20 protein-coding genes are annotated in these 21,581 nt (G+C 66.9%); 6 read left to right on the forward strand and 14 right to left on the reverse strand.

The window, feature by feature from the left end; all coding sequences use genetic code 11:
* Positions 1-99: 99 nt before the first annotated feature.
* Together CYJ07_RS09050 and CYJ07_RS20280 are read left to right on the forward strand one after the other, a co-directional pair.
* Positions 100-576, forward strand: a complete 477-nt coding sequence (locus CYJ07_RS09050) for a hypothetical protein (protein WP_104203364.1) — start codon at positions 100-102, stop codon at positions 574-576.
* A 27-nt stretch (positions 577-603) separates the two neighbouring features.
* Complete coding sequence (locus tag CYJ07_RS20280; protein ID WP_156085483.1) at positions 604-753, forward strand: hypothetical protein; 150 nt, start codon at positions 604-606, stop codon at positions 751-753.
* Here CYJ07_RS20280 and CYJ07_RS09055 read toward each other — a convergent pair.
* The 3 genes from CYJ07_RS09055 to CYJ07_RS09065 are packed head-to-tail and all read right to left on the reverse strand — an operon-like array spanning position 710 to position 5,828.
* Entirely contained in the window at positions 710-3,841 is a 3,132-nt protein-coding gene (locus tag CYJ07_RS09055; RefSeq protein WP_104203365.1) for an efflux RND transporter permease subunit, read from the reverse strand. The two genes, CYJ07_RS20280 and CYJ07_RS09055, sit on opposite strands and share 44 nt — an antisense overlap.
* Entirely contained in the window at positions 3,838-5,202 is a 1,365-nt protein-coding gene (locus tag CYJ07_RS09060) for an efflux RND transporter periplasmic adaptor subunit (RefSeq protein WP_104203366.1), read from the reverse strand. Before CYJ07_RS09060 ends, CYJ07_RS09055 begins: the two co-directional genes overlap by 4 nt.
* Positions 5,199-5,828 carry a TetR/AcrR family transcriptional regulator gene (locus CYJ07_RS09065; RefSeq protein WP_104203423.1) on the reverse strand — a complete coding sequence of 210 codons (630 nt, stop codon included), beginning with the start codon at positions 5,826-5,828 and terminating at the stop codon, positions 5,199-5,201. Before CYJ07_RS09065 ends, CYJ07_RS09060 begins: the two co-directional genes overlap by 4 nt.
* A gap of 154 nt (positions 5,829-5,982) precedes the next feature.
* Between CYJ07_RS09065 and ubiU the strand changes: the two genes are divergently transcribed.
* Genes ubiU through CYJ07_RS09080 form a run of 3 tightly spaced genes read left to right on the forward strand, consistent with a single transcriptional unit; the run spans position 5,983 to position 8,683 of the window.
* Entirely contained in the window at positions 5,983-6,978 is a 996-nt protein-coding gene (ubiU, locus tag CYJ07_RS09070; protein WP_104203367.1) for a ubiquinone anaerobic biosynthesis protein UbiU, read from the forward strand.
* An 8-nt stretch (positions 6,979-6,986) separates the two neighbouring features.
* Positions 6,987-7,901, forward strand: coding sequence for a U32 family peptidase (locus CYJ07_RS09075; protein ID WP_104203368.1), 915 nt, complete (start codon positions 6,987-6,989; stop codon positions 7,899-7,901).
* Between the two features lie 29 nt (positions 7,902-7,930).
* Complete coding sequence (locus CYJ07_RS09080; protein ID WP_231489582.1) at positions 7,931-8,683, forward strand: anaerobic ribonucleoside-triphosphate reductase activating protein; 753 nt, start codon at positions 7,931-7,933, stop codon at positions 8,681-8,683.
* Between the two features lies 1 nt (position 8,684).
* On the opposite strand, the gene cdd is transcribed toward CYJ07_RS09080, so the two are convergent.
* The 7 genes from cdd to CYJ07_RS09115 form a co-directional block, all read right to left on the reverse strand.
* Positions 8,685-9,092, reverse strand: coding sequence for a cytidine deaminase (gene cdd, locus CYJ07_RS09085; RefSeq protein ID WP_104203369.1), 408 nt, complete (start codon positions 9,090-9,092; stop codon positions 8,685-8,687).
* Positions 9,089-9,817, reverse strand: coding sequence for a purine-nucleoside phosphorylase (gene deoD / locus CYJ07_RS09090; RefSeq protein ID WP_104203370.1), 729 nt, complete (start codon positions 9,815-9,817; stop codon positions 9,089-9,091). The genes cdd and deoD overlap by 4 nt, the downstream gene beginning before the upstream one ends.
* A 10-nt stretch (positions 9,818-9,827) precedes the next feature.
* Positions 9,828-11,078: a phosphopentomutase gene (locus CYJ07_RS09095; protein WP_104203371.1), complete on the reverse strand. Its 1,251-nt coding sequence runs from the start codon at positions 11,076-11,078 to the stop codon at positions 9,828-9,830.
* Positions 11,075-12,436 (reverse strand): thymidine phosphorylase, encoded by a 1,362-nt coding sequence (deoA, locus tag CYJ07_RS09100; protein ID WP_104203372.1) that lies wholly within the window; start codon positions 12,434-12,436, stop codon positions 11,075-11,077. The genes CYJ07_RS09095 and deoA overlap by 4 nt, the downstream gene beginning before the upstream one ends.
* Positions 12,436-13,209, reverse strand: a complete 774-nt coding sequence (gene deoC / locus CYJ07_RS09105; protein WP_104203373.1) for a deoxyribose-phosphate aldolase — start codon at positions 13,207-13,209, stop codon at positions 12,436-12,438. The genes deoA and deoC overlap by 1 nt, the downstream gene beginning before the upstream one ends.
* 39 nt (positions 13,210-13,248) lie before the next feature.
* Positions 13,249-14,520 (reverse strand): NupC/NupG family nucleoside CNT transporter, encoded by a 1,272-nt coding sequence (locus tag CYJ07_RS09110; RefSeq protein WP_104203374.1) that lies wholly within the window; start codon positions 14,518-14,520, stop codon positions 13,249-13,251.
* Between the two features lie 236 nt (positions 14,521-14,756).
* On the reverse strand, positions 14,757-15,665 hold the full coding sequence (locus CYJ07_RS09115) for a glycosyltransferase family 2 protein (protein ID WP_104203375.1): 909 nt from the start codon (positions 15,663-15,665) through the stop codon (positions 14,757-14,759).
* Between the two features lie 331 nt (positions 15,666-15,996).
* On the opposite strand from CYJ07_RS09115, the gene CYJ07_RS09120 reads away from it, so the two are divergent.
* Positions 15,997-16,752, forward strand: coding sequence for a DeoR/GlpR family DNA-binding transcription regulator (locus tag CYJ07_RS09120; RefSeq protein WP_104203376.1), 756 nt, complete (start codon positions 15,997-15,999; stop codon positions 16,750-16,752).
* 73 nt (positions 16,753-16,825) lie between these two features.
* Here the strand turns inward: CYJ07_RS09120 and CYJ07_RS09125 are convergent, their stop codons facing one another.
* From CYJ07_RS09125 to CYJ07_RS09140, 4 genes are all read right to left on the reverse strand, one after another.
* Positions 16,826-17,584: a ribonucleoside-diphosphate reductase gene (locus CYJ07_RS09125; RefSeq protein WP_104203377.1), complete on the reverse strand. Its 759-nt coding sequence runs from the start codon at positions 17,582-17,584 to the stop codon at positions 16,826-16,828.
* A gap of 174 nt (positions 17,585-17,758) precedes the next feature.
* A complete protein-coding gene (locus CYJ07_RS09130; RefSeq protein ID WP_104203378.1) occupies positions 17,759-19,870 on the reverse strand; it encodes an adenosylcobalamin-dependent ribonucleoside-diphosphate reductase in 2,112 nt (703 codons plus the stop codon).
* A 37-nt stretch (positions 19,871-19,907) separates the two neighbouring features.
* Positions 19,908-20,390 carry a ubiquinone anaerobic biosynthesis accessory factor UbiT gene (gene ubiT, locus CYJ07_RS09135; protein ID WP_104203379.1) on the reverse strand — a complete coding sequence of 161 codons (483 nt, stop codon included), beginning with the start codon at positions 20,388-20,390 and terminating at the stop codon, positions 19,908-19,910.
* Between the two features lie 422 nt (positions 20,391-20,812).
* Positions 20,813-21,580: an ABC transporter permease gene (locus CYJ07_RS09140; RefSeq protein WP_104203380.1), complete on the reverse strand. Its 768-nt coding sequence runs from the start codon at positions 21,578-21,580 to the stop codon at positions 20,813-20,815.
* Between the last annotated feature and the right edge of the window lies 1 nt (position 21,581).

Below are 21,581 nucleotides of genomic sequence, written 5' to 3' on the forward strand. Positions count from 1 at the left end.
AAGAAACCGCTTGGCAGCCAGCAACGACAACACGCCAGGCCACGACTCAACGCACTCGCCGGTGCCGCTGCGCGGCACCGATCCGCCAGGGAGGCTCCCATGTCCGCTTTTTCGCTTGCGCTGACCACGCACGATCCGCTGCCGCAAGGGCAGCTCGTGCAGGTCTGCCACCATGAGTATCGCGAACTTCGTCGCCACCGCAGCCTGGCGCTGAGCTTCCTGCCGAGCCGGCTGGATATCAGCCTGATCATGGCGCTGTTCGGCATCGAGTGCGAGCAGCGTCTGCTCGACCTCCATCGCCTGGCCGAGCGCATGCAGGTCTTCGCCGGTGCCTGGGAACGCGAGCCACAGCGTGCGGTCGCTTCCCACGACACCTTCCGCGACCAGGTCTTCGTCAACGACGACGCGGCCGTCCGCGTCCTGCTGGCCCGGGCCCAGGCCGACACCCGGCTGTCACTGCACTTCTACGAGAGCCAGCTGGCGGTGTGCTGCACCTTGGAGATGCGCACCCTGCTCGAGCGCTTCCTCAAGCAGTACCGGGCGGCCCAGCGCATCATTGAGGAGCTGGCGGCCTGAGCATCGGCCCATGAGTTGCTGGCGCTAATGCTGTCGTGCGGGCTGGTCTACCACGGCCTTCAGGCGCTCGCCGAGCGCGAGGAGGACGACGTCATGGTAATGTCGGCCACCTACACGATCATCGCCTTCGGCCTCATGGCCTGGGGGGTTCTGCTGGCGTTGGTGTGGGCGCTTTAGGCCGCTTCCCGCGCAACCATCCCCAGTCGTCGAACAGCACGTAGAGTGCCGGAATCACCACCAGTACCAGCACGGTGGCGCTGAGCAGGCCGAACACCACCGAGATCACCAGCGGCTTGATGGTGGCCGCCTGGGTGCTGGTTTCCGCCAACAGCGGCAGCAGCCCCGCAATCGTCGTCGTCGAGGAGATGAGGATGGCGCGCAGCCGGTCGCGACTGGCCTGCCCCGCCGCCGCCGCGGCATCCAGACCGCGCTCGCGATGCGTCTTGATGAACTGGATCAGCAGGATGGCGTTGTTCACCACGATGCCGGCCAGCGACGCCGCCCCGATCAGCGAGGGCATGGAGAGGTAGTAGCCCATCAGCACGTGCCCCCAGATCGCGCCGATGAACGCCAGCGGTATCGTCAGCAAGACGATCAGTGGCTCCACGTAGCTGCGGAACTGAAACGACAGGATCAAGAAGATGCCCAGCAGGCCGATGAGCAACGCCCGGCCGATGGAGGCACCGGTTTCCGCGGAGCTGGCCACCTGTCCCTCGAACGCGACCGTCACCCCGGGATAGTGCGCCTCGAAGTCTTCCAGCCAGCCGCCGCGCAGGTCGTCGACGATGGCCTGGGCGCTGGTGCGGCGCGCGTCGACGTTGGCCTCCACGCTCACCGTGCGGCGCCCGTCGATACGCGTGATGCGCGCCCAGTCACGCCGCTCGTGCATGTTCGCCACCACTTCCAGCGGCACCCGTCTGCCGTCGGGCAGTGTGATCGTCAGATCGGCCAGGTCATTCAGGTCGTCGCGGTCGGCTTGCGCCTGGCGCACCAGGATTTCTACTTCCAGCTCACCTATGCGCTGGGTATCGGCCACCTCGCCGAGCAGGGCGGCGCGCAGTTGGACGGCCACCTCTTCGGCGCTCAGGCCGAGGCCGTGGGCGCCCTCGGCCAGGGTGTAGGCGCGCTGCGGCTTGCCCAGTCGCAGGTCGTCGATGACGTTATAGACGGCATCGTAACTCTCCAATCGGGTGGCCAGCTCCATGGCGGCAGCCTTCAGCGCATCCAGCTCCTCGCCGACGAGACGCACCTCGATCGGCACGCCGGCGGGGCCGAGCCCCGGCTCCTGGATGATCAACCGTTCGATGCCTTCGACCCGGCCGATCGCCTCACGCCACGCCTCGGTCAACGTATCGAGCGTGACGCGGCGCCGCTCGGCGGTGAGCAGATCGACCATCACCGTGGCCACGTGCGAGCCGGGCTCCCGGACGCTGGCATTGTGGTTGAAGCGTACCTGGATCGCTTCCACCAGGGAGGCGCCGTCCGGCTGCTCGGGTGAATACCGGGCGTCCAGCTCGCGCATGGCCGCCTCGACCCGCTCGGCCACGGTCTCGGTGCGGGCCAGCGGCGTGCCCTGGGGCATGAGGATGCGCGCCTCCAGCACGTCGCCGTCGATGTCGGGCATCGCCTCGCTGCCGATATGGCCGCCGGCCATGAAGCCGCCCGAGCCCAGCAGCACGGCCAGCATCACTCCCAGTACCGCGTGGCGCCGACGGATCGCCCCGTCGGCAAGCCTCCCGACCCGCTCGCGCAAGGTATCGAAGCCGCGCTCGAAGGCTGCACGGAAACGGGAGTCACTCTGCTCGCCCAGCCGCGACACGCCGCCTTTTAGATGATGCGGCAGGATCCAGAACGCTTCGACCAGGCTGGCCGTCAAGGCCGCGATCAGCACTACCGGCAGGACTTCCAGCACCGCCCCCAGTTCACCGGCCAGGAACGACAGGGGTGCGAATACCGCCACCGTGGTGAGAAAGGAGGAAAACACCCCCGGCAGCACCTGCCGCGTGCCGGCCACCACCGCCTCCAGTGGCGTGGCTTCCTGCATGGCATGGGCGGCGACGTTGTCGGTGATGACGATGGCGTCGTCCATTACGATGCCGATGGCCATCAGCAACGCCACCAGGGTAATCATGTTGAGCGACAGCCCGGTGAGCGCCATCACCGCGAAAGCGCCCATGAAGGCCACCGGCAGCCCCAGCACCGCCCACAGCGCCAGCCGGGGTCGGAAGAACAGGCTCATCGTCAGCACTACCAGTGCCAGGCCCATGATGCCGTTGACGACCAGCATCCGCAGGCGATCGCTCACGATGCCGGTCATGTCCTGGGTCAGGGTGAGGTCGAGCCGACCGTTGAAGCGCTGACGCTCCGCTTGCAGCAGTCGCTCCATGGCGCTTTTCACCGTCAGCGCATCGGCACGCAGCGACTTGCTCACCTCCAATACCAGCGCCGGCTCGCCTTCGAAGCGGATCTTCTCCTCGGGGCGCTCGCCCACTTCGCGCAGGGAGGCGATCTCACCCAGGGTCAGCTCGCCGCCCTTGGGGTCGGAAAGCACCACCAGCGAGGCGAGTTCCTCCAGCGAGCGGCGCTGATCGCTGAAGCGCAGCAGTATCTCGCGCTCGCCGGTCTCCAGGGTGCCGAGCGGCAGATCGAGGTTCTGGCTGGCGATACGGGCGGCAAGCTGGCGCGCCGAGAGGCCGTGCTGCCCCAGCACCTCGCGCGACACCTCCACCTGCCATTGGCGCTGGGACATGCCGTGAATCGCCACGTCCGCCACGCCCGGCAAGCCCATCAGGCGCTCTTCCAGGCGCAGGGCATAATCCTCGAGCTGACGCTCCGGCATGTCGGCGGAGACCGCCACCGCGGCCACCAGATCGCTGCGATGCCGTTCACGCACTACCGGGCGCTCGGCGCGCGGCGGCAGGTCGGTAATCGCGTCCACCTCGGTTTCGAGCTCGTTGAGAAAGCGGATGGCGTCGCCGCCCCGCGTCATGCTCGCTGTGGCGCTGGCCAGGTTGTCCTGGGCGGCGCAGACGAACTCGTCGAGGAACTCGACGCCCTTGACCGCGTCGTGCAAGCGACGGCAGACGGCGTCCTCGACGTCGGTGGCGCTGGCACCGCGATACGTCACCTCGATACTCGCCTCGACCGCGCGATAGTCGGGGAGCGTCTCGCGCTTGAGCTGGGGCAACGCGAACAGGCCGGCGGCGATCAGCAACACCAGCAGCAAGTTGGCCGCCGTGGGGTGGCCGGCGAACCAGCGGATCATGGCCGCTCTCCCGCTGCCTGCTCGGCGAGCCAACGCTCGAGCGATTCGTCACGTTGGGGGGCCAGCGCCATGCCCTGTATCGCGCTGGCGAGGTCGGTCACCAGCACCCGCTCGCCCGACGCGAGGCCCGCGGCGATCACCGCCAGGTCGTCCTGCTCGAAGCTCACCTGAACGTCGCGTCGCACCAGACGGTCCTCGTCATCCACCAGGTACAGCTCCCCCTGGTGCACCGCGCTTGCCGGTACCGCCAGCAAGGGCTCGCGGCTCGGCGTGGAGAGGCGTACCCGGGTGTACATGTCGCGCTGCAGCGGCGGTCGGTCGGGCGGCAGAACATCTTGATAGGGATCCGCGACGCGGACCACCGCACGCACGGAGCGCGTGGCCGGGTCCAGGCCACTGGCGACCCGTACCAGCCGTCCCGTCCAGCCCACGCCCTCGGCGCCGACCAGCGCGACTTCGGCCTCTATGTCCGCCAGTTCCAGGCGCTCGCTCAGTTCCAGCGCACTTCGGGGCGGCTCGTCGGGCACCACGCCAGCCAGCAGGCGACGCATCATGGCGAGAGGAATATGCGCCTCCACTTCGGCCGCCGCCAGGCTGTCGGCCTCGAAGAGCCGTTGTCCCGTCGTCACGAATTGATGCCGCTCCACGGCTACCTCGCCAAGGCGCAGGTCGTAGGGCGCCACGAAGCGGGTGTCCTCAAGATCGCGCCGGGCCTGGGCCAGACGCGCAGCGGCCCGCTCGCGCTGGGCAGCGAGAACGTCGCGGCGCGAGGGCAGCAAGGCCAGGGTATTTTCCAGCGTCGTCGCCGACTGACGCTGGGCCAGCGTGCTGCGACGCTGCTCGTCGCGCTGCGAGGTGGAGACCGATCCGCTCTCGGCCAGCCGCTCGATGCGTGCCAGTTCGCGCTCGGCGAGGCTCAATCGCTCGCGCTCCAGCGCCAGCAGGCGGCGGGCGTTATCCGCTTCGGTCTCCAGTTGCCCGAGCTCGGCCGTCAGGCTGGCCAGTTCCGCTTCGACCTCGGCGATGGCCAGCTCGTAGCGACTCGGGTCGAGTGCCAGCAGCAGGGTGCCTTCGGCCAGCAGGGTACCGCTCTCCAGATCGGGATGGCGCTCCACGACCCGTCCGCTCACATTGGCCACCGCCTGCCAGGTCTCGGCCGGGCGCGCCACGCCGTGGCCGCGCGCTTCGAGGCGGAACGCCAGCGGGCGCGCTTCGATGAACGTCACGCGCGTTGGCGTGACCGACGCTTCGCTGCGCTCGGGCGACTGGCGGTAGATGACCAGCAGCGCGAGCAGGACAGCCCCCGCCAGCAGCCCGCCGACTACCACCAGCACGGGGCGCAGTCGGCTGGCGGTGCTCATGTTTCCGCCTTGCCGCGAGCGGCGTCCGGGGGGCGAATGCCATGGCAGAATATCTCGAAGGCGCCGGGGGCCTGACGCGCGACGCGCTGAAGATCGTTCACCATCAGCGCCTGGATGGCCAGCCCCTGGAGGATGCCGATGAACTGAACGGCCGCCGAGGCAATATCCAGTCCCTCGCGCAATTCGCCCGCCTCGCGCGCCTGGATCAGCAGCCGCTCGATGCGCTGTTGATAGGTGCCGAGCAGCGCGTGTACGCGGCGCCGGGCCGGCGTCGGTCGGGAATGCTGCAACTGCCCCACCAGCAGTCGCGGCACCCCGGGGTGCACGACGATGAAGTCGGCATGGGCAAGAAACATGGCGCGCAGGGCCGCGAGCGGACCGTCGGCCTGTGCCGCCGCGGTTTCGAGACGCTGCATGACACGGGTCTCGATCCAGTCGATCACCGCCTCCCAGATGGCGTCCTTGCTGGCGAAGTGCCGGAACAGCGCACCCTGCGTCACCTGCATGTGCTTAGCGATGTCGGTGGTGGTGATCGTCGCCGGATCGTCGCCCGCGCTCAGCTCGATGACCGCCTGCACGGTGAGTTCGCGCCGCGCTTCGGCGGTGAGGTTGCGTTTGGTCGGCATGGGCGACCTCATAAGATAGTAATCGATTACTATCTTATGCCGTGATGCCTCGTCGCGCCAGCAGGTATCCCGCTTCACCATGACCCTCATCAAAAGACGTCTCTCCTTCGTCGACTAGCATGGTCGGGTTTATCCAGACTGCGAGGAGAGCGACATGGAGCTCGTCTGCCCGGCCGGCAACCTGCCGGCCCTGAAGCGGGCGGTGGATGAAGGCGCCGATGCCGTCTACTTCGGCTTTCAGAACGCCACCAACGCCCGGCAGTTCGCCGGCCTCAACTTCACCGACAAACGCGCCCGCGAAGGCATCGACTACGCCCATGCCCGCGGCAAGCGGGTGTTCTGTGCCATCAACACCTATCCGCAGCCCGACGGCTGGGCCCAGTGGACCCGCGCCGTGGACCAGGCCGCCGAGCTCGGCGTCGACGCCCTAATCATGGCCGACATGGGCCTGCTCGATTATGCCGCCCGGCGCCATCCCGACCTCGCCCGTCACCTCTCGGTGCAGGGCTCGGCCACCAGCCATGAGGCGCTGCGCTTCTATCACGACCAGTTCGGTATCAAGCGCGCCGTGCTGCCGCGCGTGCTCTCCATCACCCAGGTGCGCGACCTGGCCAAGCAGAGCCCGGTGGAGCTCGAGGTATTCGCCTTCGGCAGCCTGTGCATCATGGCCGAGGGGCGCTGCTATCTCTCCTCCTACCTCACCGGCGAATCGCCCAATACCCGCGGCGTCTGCTCGCCGGCGGCTCACGTGCGCTGGGAGGAAACGCCCCAGGGCCTGGAGTCGCGCTTGAATGGCGTGCTGATCGATCGCTATGGCGAAGGCGAGCGCGCCGGCTACCCCACCCTGTGCAAGGGACGTTTCGAAGTCGGCGGCGAGACCTACCACGCCATCGAGGAGCCCACCAGCCTCAATACCCTAGAGCTGTTGCCCGAGCTTCGCGAGCTGGGTATCAGCGCGGTGAAGATCGAGGGGCGCCAGCGCAGCCCCGCCTACGTGTCGAAGGTGGCCGGGATCTGGCGCCAGGCGCTGGATCGCCTCGTAAAGACACCCGAGCGCTTCCACCCCGACCCCGCCTGGATGGCCGGCCTCGGTGAGGTCTCAGAGGGCGCCACTACAACACTGGGCGCCTACGAGCGCCGCTGGAAATAGGAGTCCGCATGTCTTCCGATTCCCTGCAGCTCGCCCTGGGCCCGGTGCTGTTCTACTGGACCCGCGAGCGCTACGCCGACTTCTACCGCAAGGCCGCCGACTGGCCGGTGGAGATCGTCTATCTGGGAGAGTCCGTATGCTCGCGGCGGCGCGACATGAAGCTCGACGACTGGCTCGGCATCGGCCGCGAGCTGACCCAGAGCGGCAAGCAGGTGGTGCTGGCGAGCCAGACCCTGATCGAGTCCGAGGCCGACCTGCGCGACCTGCGCAAGCTGTGCGACAACGGTGAGTTCATGGTCGAGGCCAACGATCAGAGCGCCCTGCAGCGCCTGGCCGCCGCCGGCCTGCCCTTCGTCGCCGGTGCCGCACTGAACCTCTACAACCCGGCTTCCATCGGCGTGATAGCCCGCGCCGGCATGTGCCGCTGGCAGGCGCCGGTAGAGATGTCGCGCGACGATCTCGCCCGGCTGCTCGCCGACTGCGAGGCCGAGGGCCTCGATCAGCCCTGCGAGGTATTCGCCTACGGCCACCTGCCACTGGCCTGGTCGTCGCGCTGCTTCACCGCGCGGCGCCACCAGAAGCCCAAGGACCGCTGCCAGTTCGTCTGCCAGAAGTACCCCGAGGGCCTGGCGCTGCGCTCGCAGGAGTCGAAGGAGGTGTTCACTCTCAATGGCATCCAGACCCTCTCCGGCGCCTGCCAGGACTTACGCCATGAAGTGAGCGACATGGCCGCTATGGGCGTGGCGGTGGCACGCCTGAGCCCCCGCGCCGAGAGCATGGCCGAAGTGGTGGCCGCCTTCGACGCCGCGCGCCGCGGCGAGCTGCCGGCCGCCGATCCGCTGGCACTGGTCGAGGTCGAGGTCTGTGATGGTTACTGGCACGGCCGGCCGGGCATGGACAACACGCGCCTGCCCGTTCCCTGAACGCTTCCCAGCCACCTTCGGAGGTCGCCATGAACCTGATCGACACGGACGAAATCCCGATGTCCAGACCGTTGGACGGCATTCGCCTGCCGGTGGCGGGCATGACCCAGCTGACCACGCTGGACTGCCCGGATCATCTGGCCTGTGTGGTGTTCCTGCAGGGCTGTCCGCTGCGCTGCGGCTATTGCGACAACAGCCAGCGGATGCCGCCACGACGTGGCGACGAGCGGGAGTGGCAGGCGGTACGGGAGTTTCTCGAGGAGCGCCGGGGGGTGCTTGAGGCGGTGGTCTTCAGCGGGGGCGAACCGACGCTGCACAACGCTCTGCCGGCCGCCGTCAGCGAGGTAAAGGCGATGGGCTTCAAGGTGGGACTGCACACTGCCGGGCCCTACCCGGCGCGACTCTCACGCCTGCTGCCGAATCTCGACTGGGTGGGGCTCGACGTGAAGGGGCGCGGGCGTGACTTCGACCGCATCTGCGGGCGCCCAGGCATCTGGCAGCGCAACAGCCAGAGCCTGACGACGCTGCTCGACAGCGGTGTGAATTTCGAATGTCGTACCACCGTGCACTGGCGCGACTTCGAGCTGGCCGACGTGGAGCGTCTGGCGCTGACCCTGGCCGACTGCGGCGTGCGCCGCTACGCCATCCAGGTGGCCCGCACCCGCCAGTGCCTCGACCCGGCCTACTGCCAGCCGGCGGAGAACGCCCCGCCGCGGGCCATGCTCGCCGGGTTGGTCAAGCGCCTGAGTCCGCACTTTGAGCGTATCGAGCTGCGGGAGTGAGTTAGTGGCTGAGATTCTCCGGCCCAAAGGCATCGGGCAGCAGTTCTTCGATGCTGTAGCGCCTGAGCAGCACACCTTGAGCGTTGAGCACGTGAATGCGGGTCTCGGCGTCGGCGAACTCGCGGATACGCTGGCGGCAGTCGCCGCAGGGCGAGCAGAGGTGCTCGCCGGGGCCGATGACGTAGACGTTGCGAAGGTGACGCTCGCCGGCGCTAACCATGGCGGCGATGGCCGAGGCTTCGGCACACAGCCCCTTGTAGTGGGCCACCTCGACGTTGGCGCCGGCGAAGCGCGCCCCGCTCTCGCTCTCCACCAGCGCGCCCACCGGATGCTGCGAGTAGGGCGCATAGGCGCACCCGCGCACCGCGATCAGCGCCTCGACGATGGCCGGCTCGATGGCGTCGCTCATGCCACGCTCCCTTCGTCATCGCGCAGCACCGCCTCCAGCGCCACCTCGACCATCTCGTTGAAGCTGCGCTCGCGGGCTTCGCTGGGCAGCGATTCACCCTTGAGAATATGGTCCGACACGGTGCAGATGGTCATTGCCCGACCGCCGAACTCCGCCGCCACGCCGTAGAGCCCTGCCGCTTCCATTTCCACACCGACGATGCCGTAGCGCTTCATCAGGGTGAACAGCTCGGCCTGGGGGTTGTAGAACAGATCCGCCGAGAACAGGTTACCCACTTTGACCGCCACGCCCTGGGCCGCGGCGGCGTCCACCGCATGGCGGGTCAGCTCGAAGTCGGCAATGGCAGCGAGGTCGTGGCCCATGAAGCGAGTGCGATTGACCGCCGAGTCGGTGCTCGCGCCCAGGCCGATCACTACGTCGCGCACCGCCACGTCATCGCGCACCGCGCCGCAGGAGCCGACCCGGATCAGGCGCTTCACGCCATAGTCGGTGATCAGTTCCTTGGCGTAGATGGAGACCGAGGGAATGCCCATGCCATGACCCATCACTGAGATCTCGCGGCCGCGGTAGCGGCCGGTGAAGCCGAGCATGTTGCGCACGTTGTTCACCTCGCGCGCCTCGTCGAGGAAGGTCTCGGCGATGTACTTGGCACGCAGCGGGTCGCCGGGCATCAGCACGGTGTCGGCGAAGATGCCGCGTTCGCCCTGGATATGGGGAGTCGCCATCGTAGGTCTCCTAGGCAGCGAGAGGGTCGGGGGGGAGAGGATCGCGAAGAAAACTCTTGCCGTCGTCCATGGGCGAAAGGCTCAGGTACGCCGCCAGGCTCTGGCCGATATCGGCGAAGGTGTCGCGAGCGCCGAGCGAGCCGGGTTCGAGCCCCGCGCCCAGCGCCAGGACCGGCACCCGCTCACGGGTGTGGTCGCTGCCGTGCCAGGTGGGATCGCAGCCGTGGTCGGCGGTGATCACCAGCAAGTCGTCGTCACGCAGTCTGGCCAGCAGCTCGGGTACACGCGCGTCGAAGGCCTCCAGCGCGGCGGCATAACCGGCCACGTCGCGGCGGTGGCCGTAGAGAGTGTCGAAGTCGACGAAGTTGGTCATCACCAGCGAGCGCTCGTCGGCCTCGTCCAGCGCGGCCAGGGTGGCATCCATCAGCGCTTCGTGGCCGCTGGCCTTGACCGTGCGCGTCACGCCGCAGTGGGCGTAGATGTCGGCGATCTTGCCGATGGCGATCACCTCGCCGCCGTCACCCTCGAGCTTCTGCAGCACCGTGGGCGCGGGCGGCTCGACGCTGTAGTCACGCCGATTGGCGGTACGGGCGAAGTCATCGGTGCTACGGCCGATGAAGGGCCGTGCGATCACCCGGCCGATGTTGTAGGGCTCGAGCAGCCGACGCGCGGTCTCGCACAGGGCGTAGAGCCGCTCCAGGCCGAAGACCTCTTCGTGGGCGGCGATCTGGAACACCGAATCGCCTGAGGTGTAGACGATGGGCTTGCCGCTCGCCACGTGCTCCTCGCCGAGCCGGGCGATGATCTCGGTGCCCGAGGCGTGGCAGTTGCCCAGCACGCCGGGCAGCCCGGCCTCGCGCTCGAGCGCCTGGAGCAGCTCCGGCGGGAAGCTGTCCTCGAGGTCGAAGAAGTAGCCCCAGTCGAAGCGCACCGGCACGCCGGCAATCTCCCAATGACCGGAGGGGGTGTCCTTGCCCGAGGAGATCTCCCGGGCATGGCCGTAGGCGCCGATCACCTCGCTGGGCGGCGTGATTCCCTCGGCCCAGGCACCGCTGCTCTCGCGATGGGCGTGGAACAGCCCCAGCCGGGCCAAATTGGGCAGCACGAGCGGGCCCTGGCGTTCAGCTCCGTCGCACTGCCCGCGGGCGCAGGCGGCGGCGATATGGCCCAAGGTGTCGGCTCCGGCGTCGCCGAAGTCCACCGCATCCGGCGCGCCACCGATGCCGAAGGAGTCGAGTACCAGCACGATTGCACGGGTCATGGCGCCTCCCGACGAATCACGTCCTGAATGAGTGTAGGCAGTGTGACGTCGCCAGCGGCGACGTCGTTCACTTCGATGGCCGCCCGCAGCTGGCTGGCGGCACGCTCGGCATCGTCCTCGCTTGCCGCATACACCCAGGCCAGCGGGCGCTCGCCGCCCACCGCCTCGCCGAGGGCGGCGATGCCGGTCAGACCGACGGCGGGATCGATGGCATCGTGCGGCGCCCGGCGCCCGCCGCCCAGCTCCACCACGGCCAGGCCCAGCGCACGCGTGTGCATGCGTGTGACGCGGCCTGCCCGCGCGGCATACACGGGACGAACGACGGGTGCCTGGGGCAGATAATGATCGTAGCGCTCGAGCAGGTCGGCCGGGCCACCCAGGCCCGCCACCATGCGCGCGAAGCGCTCGGCGGCGGCGCCCGAGGCGAGCCGCTCATCGAGCAGGGACAGGGCTGCATCGCGCCTGTCTGCCAGCTTGCCGGCCAGCAGCAGCTCGGCGGCTAGTTCGCGGGTCACTTCGAGCAGGCGGCCCCCCCGCTTCTCACCGGTCAGCAGGGCAATCGCCTCGCGCACCTCGACGGCATTGCCGGCGCAGGGCGCCAGTGGCTGGCTCATGTCGGTGAGCAGTGCAGTAGTCGGCGTACCGGCCCGGCTCGCCACGTCGGCAATGGTAGTGGCCAGCTCGAATGACGCCTCATGGGTGGGCATGAAGGCGCCGCTGCCGGTCTTGACGTCCATCACCAGGGCGTCGAGGCCACAGGCGAGCTTCTTGCCCAGTATCGAGCTGACGATCAGCGGCAGCGACTCCACCGTGGCGGTGACGTCGCGGATGGCGTAGAGCCGCCGGTCGGCCGGCGCCAGCTCGGCAGTCTGGCCGACGATAGCTACGCCCGACTCACGCACCAAGGTGCGAAAGCGCTCCCGCGAGGGCGCAATGTCATAGCCGGGAATCGCTTCGAGCTTGTCCAGAGTGCCGCCGGTGTGGCCCAGGCCGCGACCGGAGACCATCGGCACAAAACCGCCGCAGGCGGCGATCCACGGCCCCAGCACCAGCGAAACGAGATCGCCGACGCCGCCGGTGGAGTGCTTGTCGAGTACCGGCCCCGGCAGGCCCGGATCCAGGCCAGAGCCATGCCACGCCAGTACCTCGCCGGAGTCGCGCACGGCCTCGGTCAATGCCACCGTTTCGGCGGCATCCATGCCATTGAGATACACCGCCATGGCCAGCGCCCCGACCTGAGCGTCGGAGAGGCTGCCATCGGCGATGCCGGCCACCAGTTCGCGGATCGCCTCGGGCGAGAGCGCCTCGCCGTCGCGCTTGGCGCGGATCCGCTCCTGGGGCAGTGTCTGCGAGCGCATCAATAGCCCCCCGCTGGACCTTTATTTTCCTCGACGCCGAGGATCTCGAGCAGGCTACCGAGCAGCCCCGAGGCGCCGAAGCGAAAGTGCCGTGGAGTCACCCACTCGGGCCCCATCACCTGCTCGGCGAGCTGCAGGTAGGCGGCAGCGTCCTCGGTGGTGCGCACGCCGCCGGCGGCCTTGAAGCCCACGTCGCGACCGCTCGCCTTGATCTCGGTGAGCAGGATCTTGGCGGCCTCCAGCGTGGCGTTGACCTTCACCTTGCCGGTGGAGGTCTTGAGGAAATCGGCGCCGCCATCGATGGCAAGCATGCCGGCACGAGCGATCAGTCCCGCCTGCTTGAGCTCGCCGGTTTCCAGAATGACTTTGAGCACGGCGTCGCCGCACTCGCGCTTGCAGGCGGCGACCAGCTCACGGCCGACCTCGGCATCGCCCGCCATCAGCGCACGGTAGGGGAAGACCACGTCGACTTCGTCGGCCCCCGCGGCGACGGCCGCGCGGGTCTCGGCCGCGGCGCGTTCGATAGTGGCTTCGCCATGGGGAAAGTTGGTCACCGTGGCCACTTTCACCTGGCCGGACAGGCCCTGCTCGGTCAGCGCCTGGCGGGCGGTTTCGATGAAGGCCGGGTAGATGCACACCGCCGCCGGATGACCCGCAGACGTATTGGCACGGGCACACAGTTCACGAATGACGGCGTCGCTGTCGTCGTCGTTGAGGCTGGTGAGGTCCATCAGCGCCAGGGCCTGGCGCGCGGCCTGTTGCAGTTCGGTCATGACGTTACCTGTCGAAGCAAGAGCGTGTCGCGGCGGTCATCAGATCACCCCGCCCAGGGCGAGGAAGAAACCGGCAATGGCCGCCGACATCAGGTTGGAGAGGGTACCTGCCAGCACCGCCTTGACGCCGAAGCGGGCGATGTCGTGACGCCGGCTCGGGGCGATGCTGCCCAGGCCGCCGAGCAGGATGGCGATCGACGAGAGATTGGCGAAACCGCACAGGGCGAAGGAGAGGATCGCCACGGTGTGGCCGCTCATGGCCTGGCCGGTATTGACCACCATCGACGTGCCTTCGATGTAGGGCGACAGGTTGATGAAGGCAACGAACTCGTTGACCACCAGCTTCTGGCCGATGAAGGAGCCGGCCAGCGTCGCCTCCTCCCAGGGCACGCCGAGGACGAAGGCGAGCGGCGCGAACAGCCAGCCCAGTATCAGCTCCAGGCTCAGTTCCTCGACGCCGATCCAGCCGCCCACGCCGCCGAGCATGCCGTTGATCAGGGCGATCAGGCCGATGAAGGCGAGCAGCATGGCGCCGACGTTGGCCGCCAGGCGCAGCCCCGAAGTGGCGCCGGTCGCCGCCGCATCGAGGATATTGACCGGTTTGTCCTCCTCCTCGATGACTTGGTTGGCCTCCTCGGTATCGTCCACCGGCTCCTGCGTCTCCGGCATGATCAGCTTGGCGAACAGCAGCCCGCCGGGGGCGGCCATGAACGAGGCCGCCACCAGATACTCCATGGGGATGCCCAGCGCCGCGTAGCCGGCCAGCACCGAGCCGGCCACCGAGGCCAGCCCGCCGCACATCACCGCAAACAGCTGCGAGGGGGTCATGCGGGCAATGAAGGGGCGCACCACCAGCGGTGCTTCGGTCTGGCCGACGAAGATGTTGGCGGTGGCCGAGAGCGACTCGGTGCGCGAGGTGCCCAGCGCCTTCTGCAGCGCCCCGCCAAGGATGCGGATCACCCACTGCATGATGCCGATGTAGTAGAGCACGGCGATCAGCGAGGAAAAGAAGATGATCACCGGCAATACCTTGATGGCGAAGACGAAGCCGATGTTCTCGACGTCGGCCAGGCCACCGAAGAGAAAGTCGATGCCGTCGTTGGCATAGAGCACCACCTGGCTGACCCCGGCGGAGATGGTCTGCAGCACCGCCTGTCCGAAAGGCACGTAGAGCACGAAGGCGCCGATGCCGGCCTGGATGGCGAAGGCGCCGCCCACGGTTCGCAAGCGGATATCGCGCCGGTTGGAGGAAAAGACGAGGGCGATGGCGATCAGCGTCGTCATGCCGACCAGGCTCATGATGGCGGTCATGGGAAGGTCCTTCCATTCGTGCTGGTTGACCCGCCGCACGGGCCGCACCTGGTTATAGTAGGAAGCGCACGGAGGTCGCGCGAAATGTTAAATCTATAACATCAGATGTGATAACTCCAACACGAATCTCCCAACTTCCAACGCTGCGAAGCCGCCATACGGTGCATGACGGCTTCGTCGGTGCGCTCATGGAGAAGGCGTGCCGACAGGCAACTGCACCACTCCAGGCGGAGATCTTACTTCGAACGGCCCAGCAAACGCCGGGACCAGGCTTGCGGCAAAGCCAGGCGCAACAGCGGCGGCCACAGCTCCGACGTCATGCCCGATAGCCGCAGCGCCGCGAGAGTGGGACGCACGGAGTGCCCTCGCCGCTTGTTCTCCATGCCCCAGTCGAGCAGCTTGCGATTCACGGCCGCGAGAAGCTGACGCCTCTCGCGACGGGAAAGTCGCTGTCGATACGGGTCGAGAAGATCCTGGGCCGGGTGAGGTGGCAGGACGTCACCGTTGCCCGGGCCACCCTCGGCTTCCTGCCACAGGCTGGTCACGGTATCGTCGTAGTGGATCGCTTCGAGTTCGCAGAGCGCCTTGAGCCAGAAATAGTCTTCACCCCCGTACGGATAGCGCTCGGGAAAGCCCTCCAGATCCAGGAAGCGCCGGCGACGCAGGCACGCGGCATGGGGGTGGATGAAGTCTGCATGAGCATAGGCCGTCAGCGCGCTCAGTCGGCTCAGGACGCCTTGCGGAAGCGGTGCCACCTTGACCAGCCCTCGCTGACCGCTTATGCACTGATAGGCGTTGATGAACAGCTCGATGTCGGGATGCCGGGCTATGGCCTCGGCCATGCGTGAAAGGTGGTCGAAGAGCAGCAGATCCCGAGCGTTGAAGAACATCAGCCACTCCCCCGCGGCACGCTGCGCCCCGCCATTGCATGCCGCAAGAGCGCCCTCGCCGTGCCTGGCTTGCAACAGTTGCAGCCGCCCCGCGCGCTCATGATGGTGAAGGAGTTCCAGGGAGCCATCCGTTGACCCCTCGTCGACCGCGATCACCTCATACCCCTTGAACACTTGGCGGAACAGGGACGGGAGTGACGTTTTCAGGTTTTGCGCTTCGTTATAGACGGGTATCACTACCGATATCAAAGGCATACCAAATCATTCCCTGCTCCAGCAGACGTCAATTCGGCAAAGGACGTTCAGGGTACATTGGGTGGGTTGACGTGCTGGCTGATTTTGCCGTCAGCGCCGTGCTGAAAATCGACTAGCAAGAAGCGCTGAAGAAAAAAGCCGACTCGGCCTCCGGCGAGAATGAGCGTTCTCAGTCGAGGACCGGCTCGAGGCCGCCCGATCCGCTGCAGGTCGCACGGCGCTACGCCCGGGCGACGAATCGCCTTTCGGTCGGAGTGGAAAAACGGCGTCGGCTGGCTCAGCATAGGGCAGCCAAAGCGACCTTCGAGGACGATACCTTGGGAAACCGGACATGAGGAGCCGCAGCGCCCTGCGCCTGGCCCGGCTGCAGCATGCACTGGCCGGAGGCGGCACCTTGCACCTCAGCGAGGCGGCACGCCTCTGCGGCGTTTCGGAGATGACGATTCGCCGCGACGTGGCCGCCAGCGACGGCGCGCTGATCTTCCTCGGCGGACGGCTGGTAATGGCCGACAACCCGCATTACGCCCCGGTCTATGACGTCGACGAGCAGCAGGCCAGCCACTTCTCGGCCAAGCGTCGCCTGTGCGAGCGCGCCGCCGGCTTCATCGAGGATGGCGACACTCTGTTCATCGACTGCGGCACTACCCTGCTGCCCCTGGTCGGCCTGCTCGCGGAGTACCGCGAGCTCACCGTGGCGACCTATGCCCTCAACGTGGCCAACGCCGTAAGCCGGTTGCCTGACGTGCGCCTGGTACTTCTCGGTGGGCTCTATTACCCCGCCTCGCAGTCCTTCGGCAGCGACGACATGGCCAGCTCAATCCGCCGCCTGGGCATCAACCGCGCCTTCCTCTCCGCCGCCGGCGTGCATGCCGAGCGCGGCGTAAGCTGTTTCCATTTCCACGAGGTGGCACCCAAGCAGGCCGCCATCGCCTGCGCCGCGCAGCGCCTGCTGGTGATCGACGAGAGCAAGATCGGACAGATCCGGCCCGCCTACTTCGCCCGGCTGGACGACTTCGACGTGGTGATCACCGACGGCGACAAGGGGCTGTCGACAGAGAGCGGCGGACCCAAGATCGTCGCCGCTTGACCGCCACCCAGACGCACCGAAGCCGGGCAATGCCCGGCTTCGTGGGGTAGAGTCTGGCCGAGCGCAGCCAATTTTAGCCGCACTTGGACCAACCGCATCCTGCGTAACAGGTCGGACACCCGTCCATCATGATCAGCTCGCCGCGACACTCGGGGCAGTGACCCACCACCGTGGGGCCATCGCCCTTGTCCGTCTCTGACGCTTGGACTTGGGCCTGCTGCTCGGCCTGGGCCTCCTCCTCGAGGGTGGGTGGCTGCCAGGGATGGCCATGCGCTAGGCGATGGGCGTAGCGGCTGACCAGGTCCTCCACCGGCACCTGGTTCCCGTCCTGGTCGAGGAAGCCGCGGCGATAGAGGATCTGCTGGATCGACCAGGCGATGGCGGCAACCTCGGAGTCGTGGAACATCGGCTTGCCCCAGCGGTTCATGCCGCAGCGCACCAGGCCCTTGTCCCAGGCCACCTTGCGCAGGTCGGCCACCGCCTGGGTGACGTAGCCGCCGCGAGCGGCCAGCGACAGGCTGCGCATGGTGGCGGTGATCCACTGGTGCTCGCTGGAGAGCTGGCCGGAGGGGAAGAAGAACTCCACCGGACGCTCGATCACCACGCGCTTGCCGTCGAGTACGCCCTCCACCGGCATGAACGAGACCAGCAGGTAGACCTTCTTGCGGCCCTCGGCGCCGACGTAGGAGATCTTCTCGGACACGGCCTCGAGGGTACCCTCGGGGCGCGAGGGAATGCGCACCGTGAGCGGGTTTTCGTCGGCCAGCGGCGGCGCTTCCACCGCCTTCTTGACGCTGTAGGAAACGATCTTGGACTTGATTTCGACGGCCATCAGCAGGCTCCTTGGAACTGTTGTGCGGCGCAGCTCAAGCGACGGTGACGTACGACCGTCACGAGCGAAGGCGAGGCAAGGCGCCGGCTTTTGAGGAAGCGGAGTTTACGAGCCGTAAATGAGCATTCCGCAAAAGCCGGCAACACCGCCTCGTCGAGCGCAGTAGGTCGTGGCTTACCATTTGCCATAGGTGCCTTCCTTCAATGCGTCATAGAGATTGGCCGCGTTGTGCTCCTCGCCGTCGTAGACCACCTTCTCGTCGCCGGAAAGTTCAAGCGTCTCGCCGTTCTCGAGTTCGAACACATAGGTGGTGTTCTTGAGATCGTCCTCACGCACCAGCACGCCCTGGAAGGCTTCCGGGTTGAAGCGGAAGGTGGTGCAGCCCTTGAGCTTGCTCGCGTAGGCGTCCAGGTAGAGGTCCTTGAACTGCTCGAACGGGAACTCGGTGGGCACGTTGACCGTCTTGGAGATCGCCGAGTCGACCCAGGCCTGGGCCGCCGCCTGCACCGCCACGTGCTGAGTCGGGGTCACCGCATCGGCGGTGATGAAGTAGTCGGGCAGGTCGCTCTCCACCGCGTCGCTGGCGATGAAGTGGCGGTAGGCGGCGAGCTCGAACGAGACCACTTCCACCTGCTCCTTGGTCTTCTTGCCTGACTGGATCACGTTGCGGAAGTAGCGGTGCGAGAACGACGGCTCGATACCGTTGGATGCGTTGTTGCCCAGCGACAGCGAGATGGTGCCGGTCGGTGCGATGGAGCTGTGGTGGGTGAAACGCGCACCGTGCTCGGACAGCGCCGCGACCAGCTCCGGCTCCACTTCGGCGACCTTCTGCATGTAGCGGCTGTAGCGCGCGTGCAAGATGCGCCCCGGCACCTTGTCGCCGATCTCGTAGCCGTCCTTCGCCAGCTCGGGACGCTCGCGCATCATCTTCGGCGTGATCTCGAAGTCCTCGGCCAGTATCGGCGCCATGCCCTTCTCGCGGGAGAGTTCCAGCGCCTGCTTCCAGCCCTCGATGGCCAGGTTGCGGCTCACTTCCTCGGTGAAGGCGAGCGACTCGGGCGAGCCGTAGGGAATCTTGAGCATGGTCAGGGTCGAACCGAGGCCGAGGAAGCCCATGCCGTGACGACGCTTGGCCTCGATCTCGCGACGCTGGCCCTCCAGCGGCAGGCCGCTGATCTCGACCACGTTGTCGAGCATGCGGGTGAAGATCGCCACCACCTGGCGGTAGCGCTCCCAATCGAAACGCGGCTTCTTGCCGAACGGATCAATGACGAAGCGGGTCAGGTTAACCGAGCCGAGCAGGCAGGCGCCTTCCGGCGGCAGGGGCTGCTCGCCGCAGGGGTTGGTGGCGCGAATCTCCTCGCAGAACCAGTTGTTGTTCATGCGATTGACCTGGTCGATCAGGATGAAGCCCGGCTCGGCGAAGTCGTAGGTGGAACGCATGATGGTGTCCCACAGCTCGCGCGCCTTGATCACCTCGACGATGCGACAGGCCACGCGCCCCTCGGCGTCGACGCTGTAGCCCTCCTCGATTACCGGCCAGTCGCGGTAGATCAGGTCCTCGGGCTTGACGTCATCTTTCTCGCCGGCGTGCAGCGGGAAAGCCAACGGCCAGTCGGCGTCGTTCTTCACCGCTTCCATGAACTCGTCGGTGATCAGCAGCGATAGATTGAACTGGCGCAGCCGGCCGGCTTCGCGCTTGGCCTCGATGAAGCTGCGCACGTCGGGGTGGCCGACGTCGAAAGTGCCCATCTGTGCGCCGCGGCGACCGCCCGCCGAGGCCACCGTGAAGCACATCTTGTCGTAGATATCCATGAACGCCAGCGGGCCGTTGGTGCCGGCACCGGCGCCGAACACGAAGGCGCCCTTGTGGCGCAGGGTTGAGAACTCGTAGCCGATGCCGCAGCCCGCCTTGAGCGTCATGCCGGCATCCACCACGCTGTCGAGGATGTCGTGCATGGAATCGCGGATGGTGCGCGACACGGTGCAGTTGATCAGGCTGACCGCCGGCTTGTAGTCCTCGGCGCCGGCGTTGGACATGATGCGCCCGGCGGGAATGGCACCGTTCTCCAGCGCCCAGCGAAACTTGGGCAGCCACTCCTCGGCGCGCTCGCCCTCCACCGCGGCCAGGGCACGCGCGACGCGGTCCCAGGTTGCTGCCACGTCCTTGTCGACGGGACGTCCATGACGATCCTTGAGGCGATACTTGGAGTCCCAGATATCGCGTGAGGGCACTTGCATAGGCACCTCGTTGGATGTCTTGACGGCCTTGGTGGAAGTACTCATGCAGGGATCTCCAGTAAGGGTCAAAAGTTCAAATCGTTCAACGTTCCTGGCGTGCCAGGCGCTCGAAGCGCACCAGCCATTCGCCCAGCCGCCCTTGGGCCAGGCCCTCTTCGCAGCTGTCCAGCAGATTCTTGACTGTCAGGCCGAGCTCGGTGTCGCCCTCGATCACCAGCCGACGCTGGAAGAACAGGGCGTCGGGATCCTCGCGCCGGGTCGCCAGGCACAGAAATTCGCGCCAGCCACCGCGGATGGTCGCCTCGCCCGTCTCGCGCGTGAGCCTGAACCGCCCCCCTTCGAGGGTCAGGGTCAACGTCGCGCCCAGGTCCTCGACGTGCAGCGAGATGCGACGACCCTCCAGGGCATCGAACTCGCCCTCGGCCAGCGGTCCGGCAAAGGTGCGGTTGAGCAGCGGCTCGATCAGTCGACGCTTCACCGTGAGCGGCATACGAGGATCGATGGCGCGAATCAAACGGGTCGGCGCGGGCGGGCGCGGCAAGCGCGACAGGGATTGCAGGAACATCGGCGACTCTCCGTGGGACGAAACGGGATTGGTAAACCGCCCATCCTAAGCTCGACGCCGTCTGTCTGCACTGATATGCGTCAAGCCCGTACCAGCGCCCCAACCGGGGCCTTGGCTACCATATATAGACCGGCATGGTTGATCAAGCACCACATGTAGCCTTTATTTTTAACGGTAGCCCTTGAATTTCGGTAACTGCCTGATCCCCAAGCGGCTGCACCGAAAGCTGGCACGATGACAGGGGAGGATGGCTGCACAACGTGGACAACAGCGACCGAACGACAGGCCATCGAGAGGTGCCGAAACGTTGACGAGAGGTAATCAAGAAGGGGCCGGTAACTGTCGACGAGACCAAAAAGACGACGGCCGGCGCGCCGCGATGCGGCGCGCCGGCACGTAGGCCTGCCCGTCTCAGTTAGCCGTCAGAGATACTGGTAGCGCAGCAGTCGATACTTGATGCGTTCGAGGATCACCTGGTCGATCACGGCCGCGAGCACGGCAATGACCAGGATGTTGGTCATCACGCCGGTCATGTCGGCGATCTCGCCCGAATAGGCCAGCGATTTGCCGAGCCCCGCGCTGAAGCCGACGATCATCTCGGCCGAGATCAGTGCGCGCCAAGCGTTGCCGAAGGCGAGCTGGGCGCCGGTGATCAGCTCCGGGGTGACCGCCGGGAAGTAGACGCGCTTGAGCATCTGCATGCGCGAAGCACCCATTACCCGCGCGGCGTCGATATGCACCCGCTCGACGCTCTCGGTGGCGTTCATCACGCTAAGGGCGGTGGGGAAAAAGGCGCCCACGGCCACCACCACGATGATCGGCATGTTGCCGAAGCCCATCAGGATCAGGAAAAGCGGCACCCAGGCGATCGAAGGGATCGACTGCAGAATGATGATCGCGGCCTTCAGCGTGCTGCGTACCGAATTCAACGTACCGCCGACCAGCCCCAGCACGATGCCTGCCAGCAGGGCCGCGCCGTAGCCCGCGCCCAGTCGTCCCATGCTGTTGCCGAGCCCACGATAGAACTCGGCGCTGCCCAGCTCGCGCCACAGGCGTATCAGCGCCACGTGGACGTCTGGCATCAGGAAGCTCGGCAGAAACCAGGCGGCCACCTGCCAGAAGAACAGGATCAGGACGATGGCCAGCACGTAGGCTCGCTTGCTGGCCACGCCGGTTACGGTATTGCTCATG

It is taken from the genome of Billgrantia saliphila (genome assembly GCF_002930105.1).
GTDB classification, from domain to species: Bacteria; Pseudomonadota; Gammaproteobacteria; order Pseudomonadales; family Halomonadaceae; genus Halomonas; species Halomonas saliphila.

What these genes read in the sequence shown, in the direction of transcription:
- CYJ07_RS09050 (WP_104203364.1), top strand. Translation starts at nt 100, where the DNA reads ATGTCCGCTTTTTCGCTTGCGCTGACCACGCACGATCCGCTGCCGCAA.
- CYJ07_RS20280 (WP_156085483.1), top strand. Translation starts at nt 604, where the DNA reads ATGCTGTCGTGCGGGCTGGTCTACCACGGCCTTCAGGCGCTCGCCGAG.
- CYJ07_RS09055 (WP_104203365.1), bottom strand. Translation starts at nt 3,841, where the DNA reads ATGATCCGCTGGTTCGCCGGCCACCCCACGGCGGCCAACTTGCTGCTG.
- CYJ07_RS09060 (WP_104203366.1), bottom strand. Translation starts at nt 5,202, where the DNA reads ATGAGCACCGCCAGCCGACTGCGCCCCGTGCTGGTGGTAGTCGGCGGG.
- CYJ07_RS09065 (WP_104203423.1), bottom strand. Translation starts at nt 5,828, where the DNA reads ATGCCGACCAAACGCAACCTCACCGCCGAAGCGCGGCGCGAACTCACC.
- ubiU (WP_104203367.1), top strand. Translation starts at nt 5,983, where the DNA reads ATGGAGCTCGTCTGCCCGGCCGGCAACCTGCCGGCCCTGAAGCGGGCG.
- CYJ07_RS09075 (WP_104203368.1), top strand. Translation starts at nt 6,987, where the DNA reads ATGTCTTCCGATTCCCTGCAGCTCGCCCTGGGCCCGGTGCTGTTCTAC.
- CYJ07_RS09080 (WP_231489582.1), top strand. Translation starts at nt 7,931, where the DNA reads ATGAACCTGATCGACACGGACGAAATCCCGATGTCCAGACCGTTGGAC.
- cdd (WP_104203369.1), bottom strand. Translation starts at nt 9,092, where the DNA reads ATGAGCGACGCCATCGAGCCGGCCATCGTCGAGGCGCTGATCGCGGTG.
- deoD (WP_104203370.1), bottom strand. Translation starts at nt 9,817, where the DNA reads ATGGCGACTCCCCATATCCAGGGCGAACGCGGCATCTTCGCCGACACC.
- CYJ07_RS09095 (WP_104203371.1), bottom strand. Translation starts at nt 11,078, where the DNA reads ATGACCCGTGCAATCGTGCTGGTACTCGACTCCTTCGGCATCGGTGGC.
- deoA (WP_104203372.1), bottom strand. Translation starts at nt 12,436, where the DNA reads ATGCGCTCGCAGACACTGCCCCAGGAGCGGATCCGCGCCAAGCGCGAC.
- deoC (WP_104203373.1), bottom strand. Translation starts at nt 13,209, where the DNA reads ATGACCGAACTGCAACAGGCCGCGCGCCAGGCCCTGGCGCTGATGGAC.
- CYJ07_RS09110 (WP_104203374.1), bottom strand. Translation starts at nt 14,520, where the DNA reads ATGACCGCCATCATGAGCCTGGTCGGCATGACGACGCTGATCGCCATC.
- CYJ07_RS09115 (WP_104203375.1), bottom strand. Translation starts at nt 15,665, where the DNA reads ATGCCTTTGATATCGGTAGTGATACCCGTCTATAACGAAGCGCAAAAC.
- CYJ07_RS09120 (WP_104203376.1), top strand. Translation starts at nt 15,997, where the DNA reads ATGAGGAGCCGCAGCGCCCTGCGCCTGGCCCGGCTGCAGCATGCACTG.
- CYJ07_RS09125 (WP_104203377.1), bottom strand. Translation starts at nt 17,584, where the DNA reads ATGGCCGTCGAAATCAAGTCCAAGATCGTTTCCTACAGCGTCAAGAAG.
- CYJ07_RS09130 (WP_104203378.1), bottom strand. Translation starts at nt 19,870, where the DNA reads ATGAGTACTTCCACCAAGGCCGTCAAGACATCCAACGAGGTGCCTATG.
- ubiT (WP_104203379.1), bottom strand. Translation starts at nt 20,390, where the DNA reads ATGTTCCTGCAATCCCTGTCGCGCTTGCCGCGCCCGCCCGCGCCGACC.
- CYJ07_RS09140 (WP_104203380.1), bottom strand. Translation starts at nt 21,580, where the DNA reads ATGAGCAATACCGTAACCGGCGTGGCCAGCAAGCGAGCCTACGTGCTG.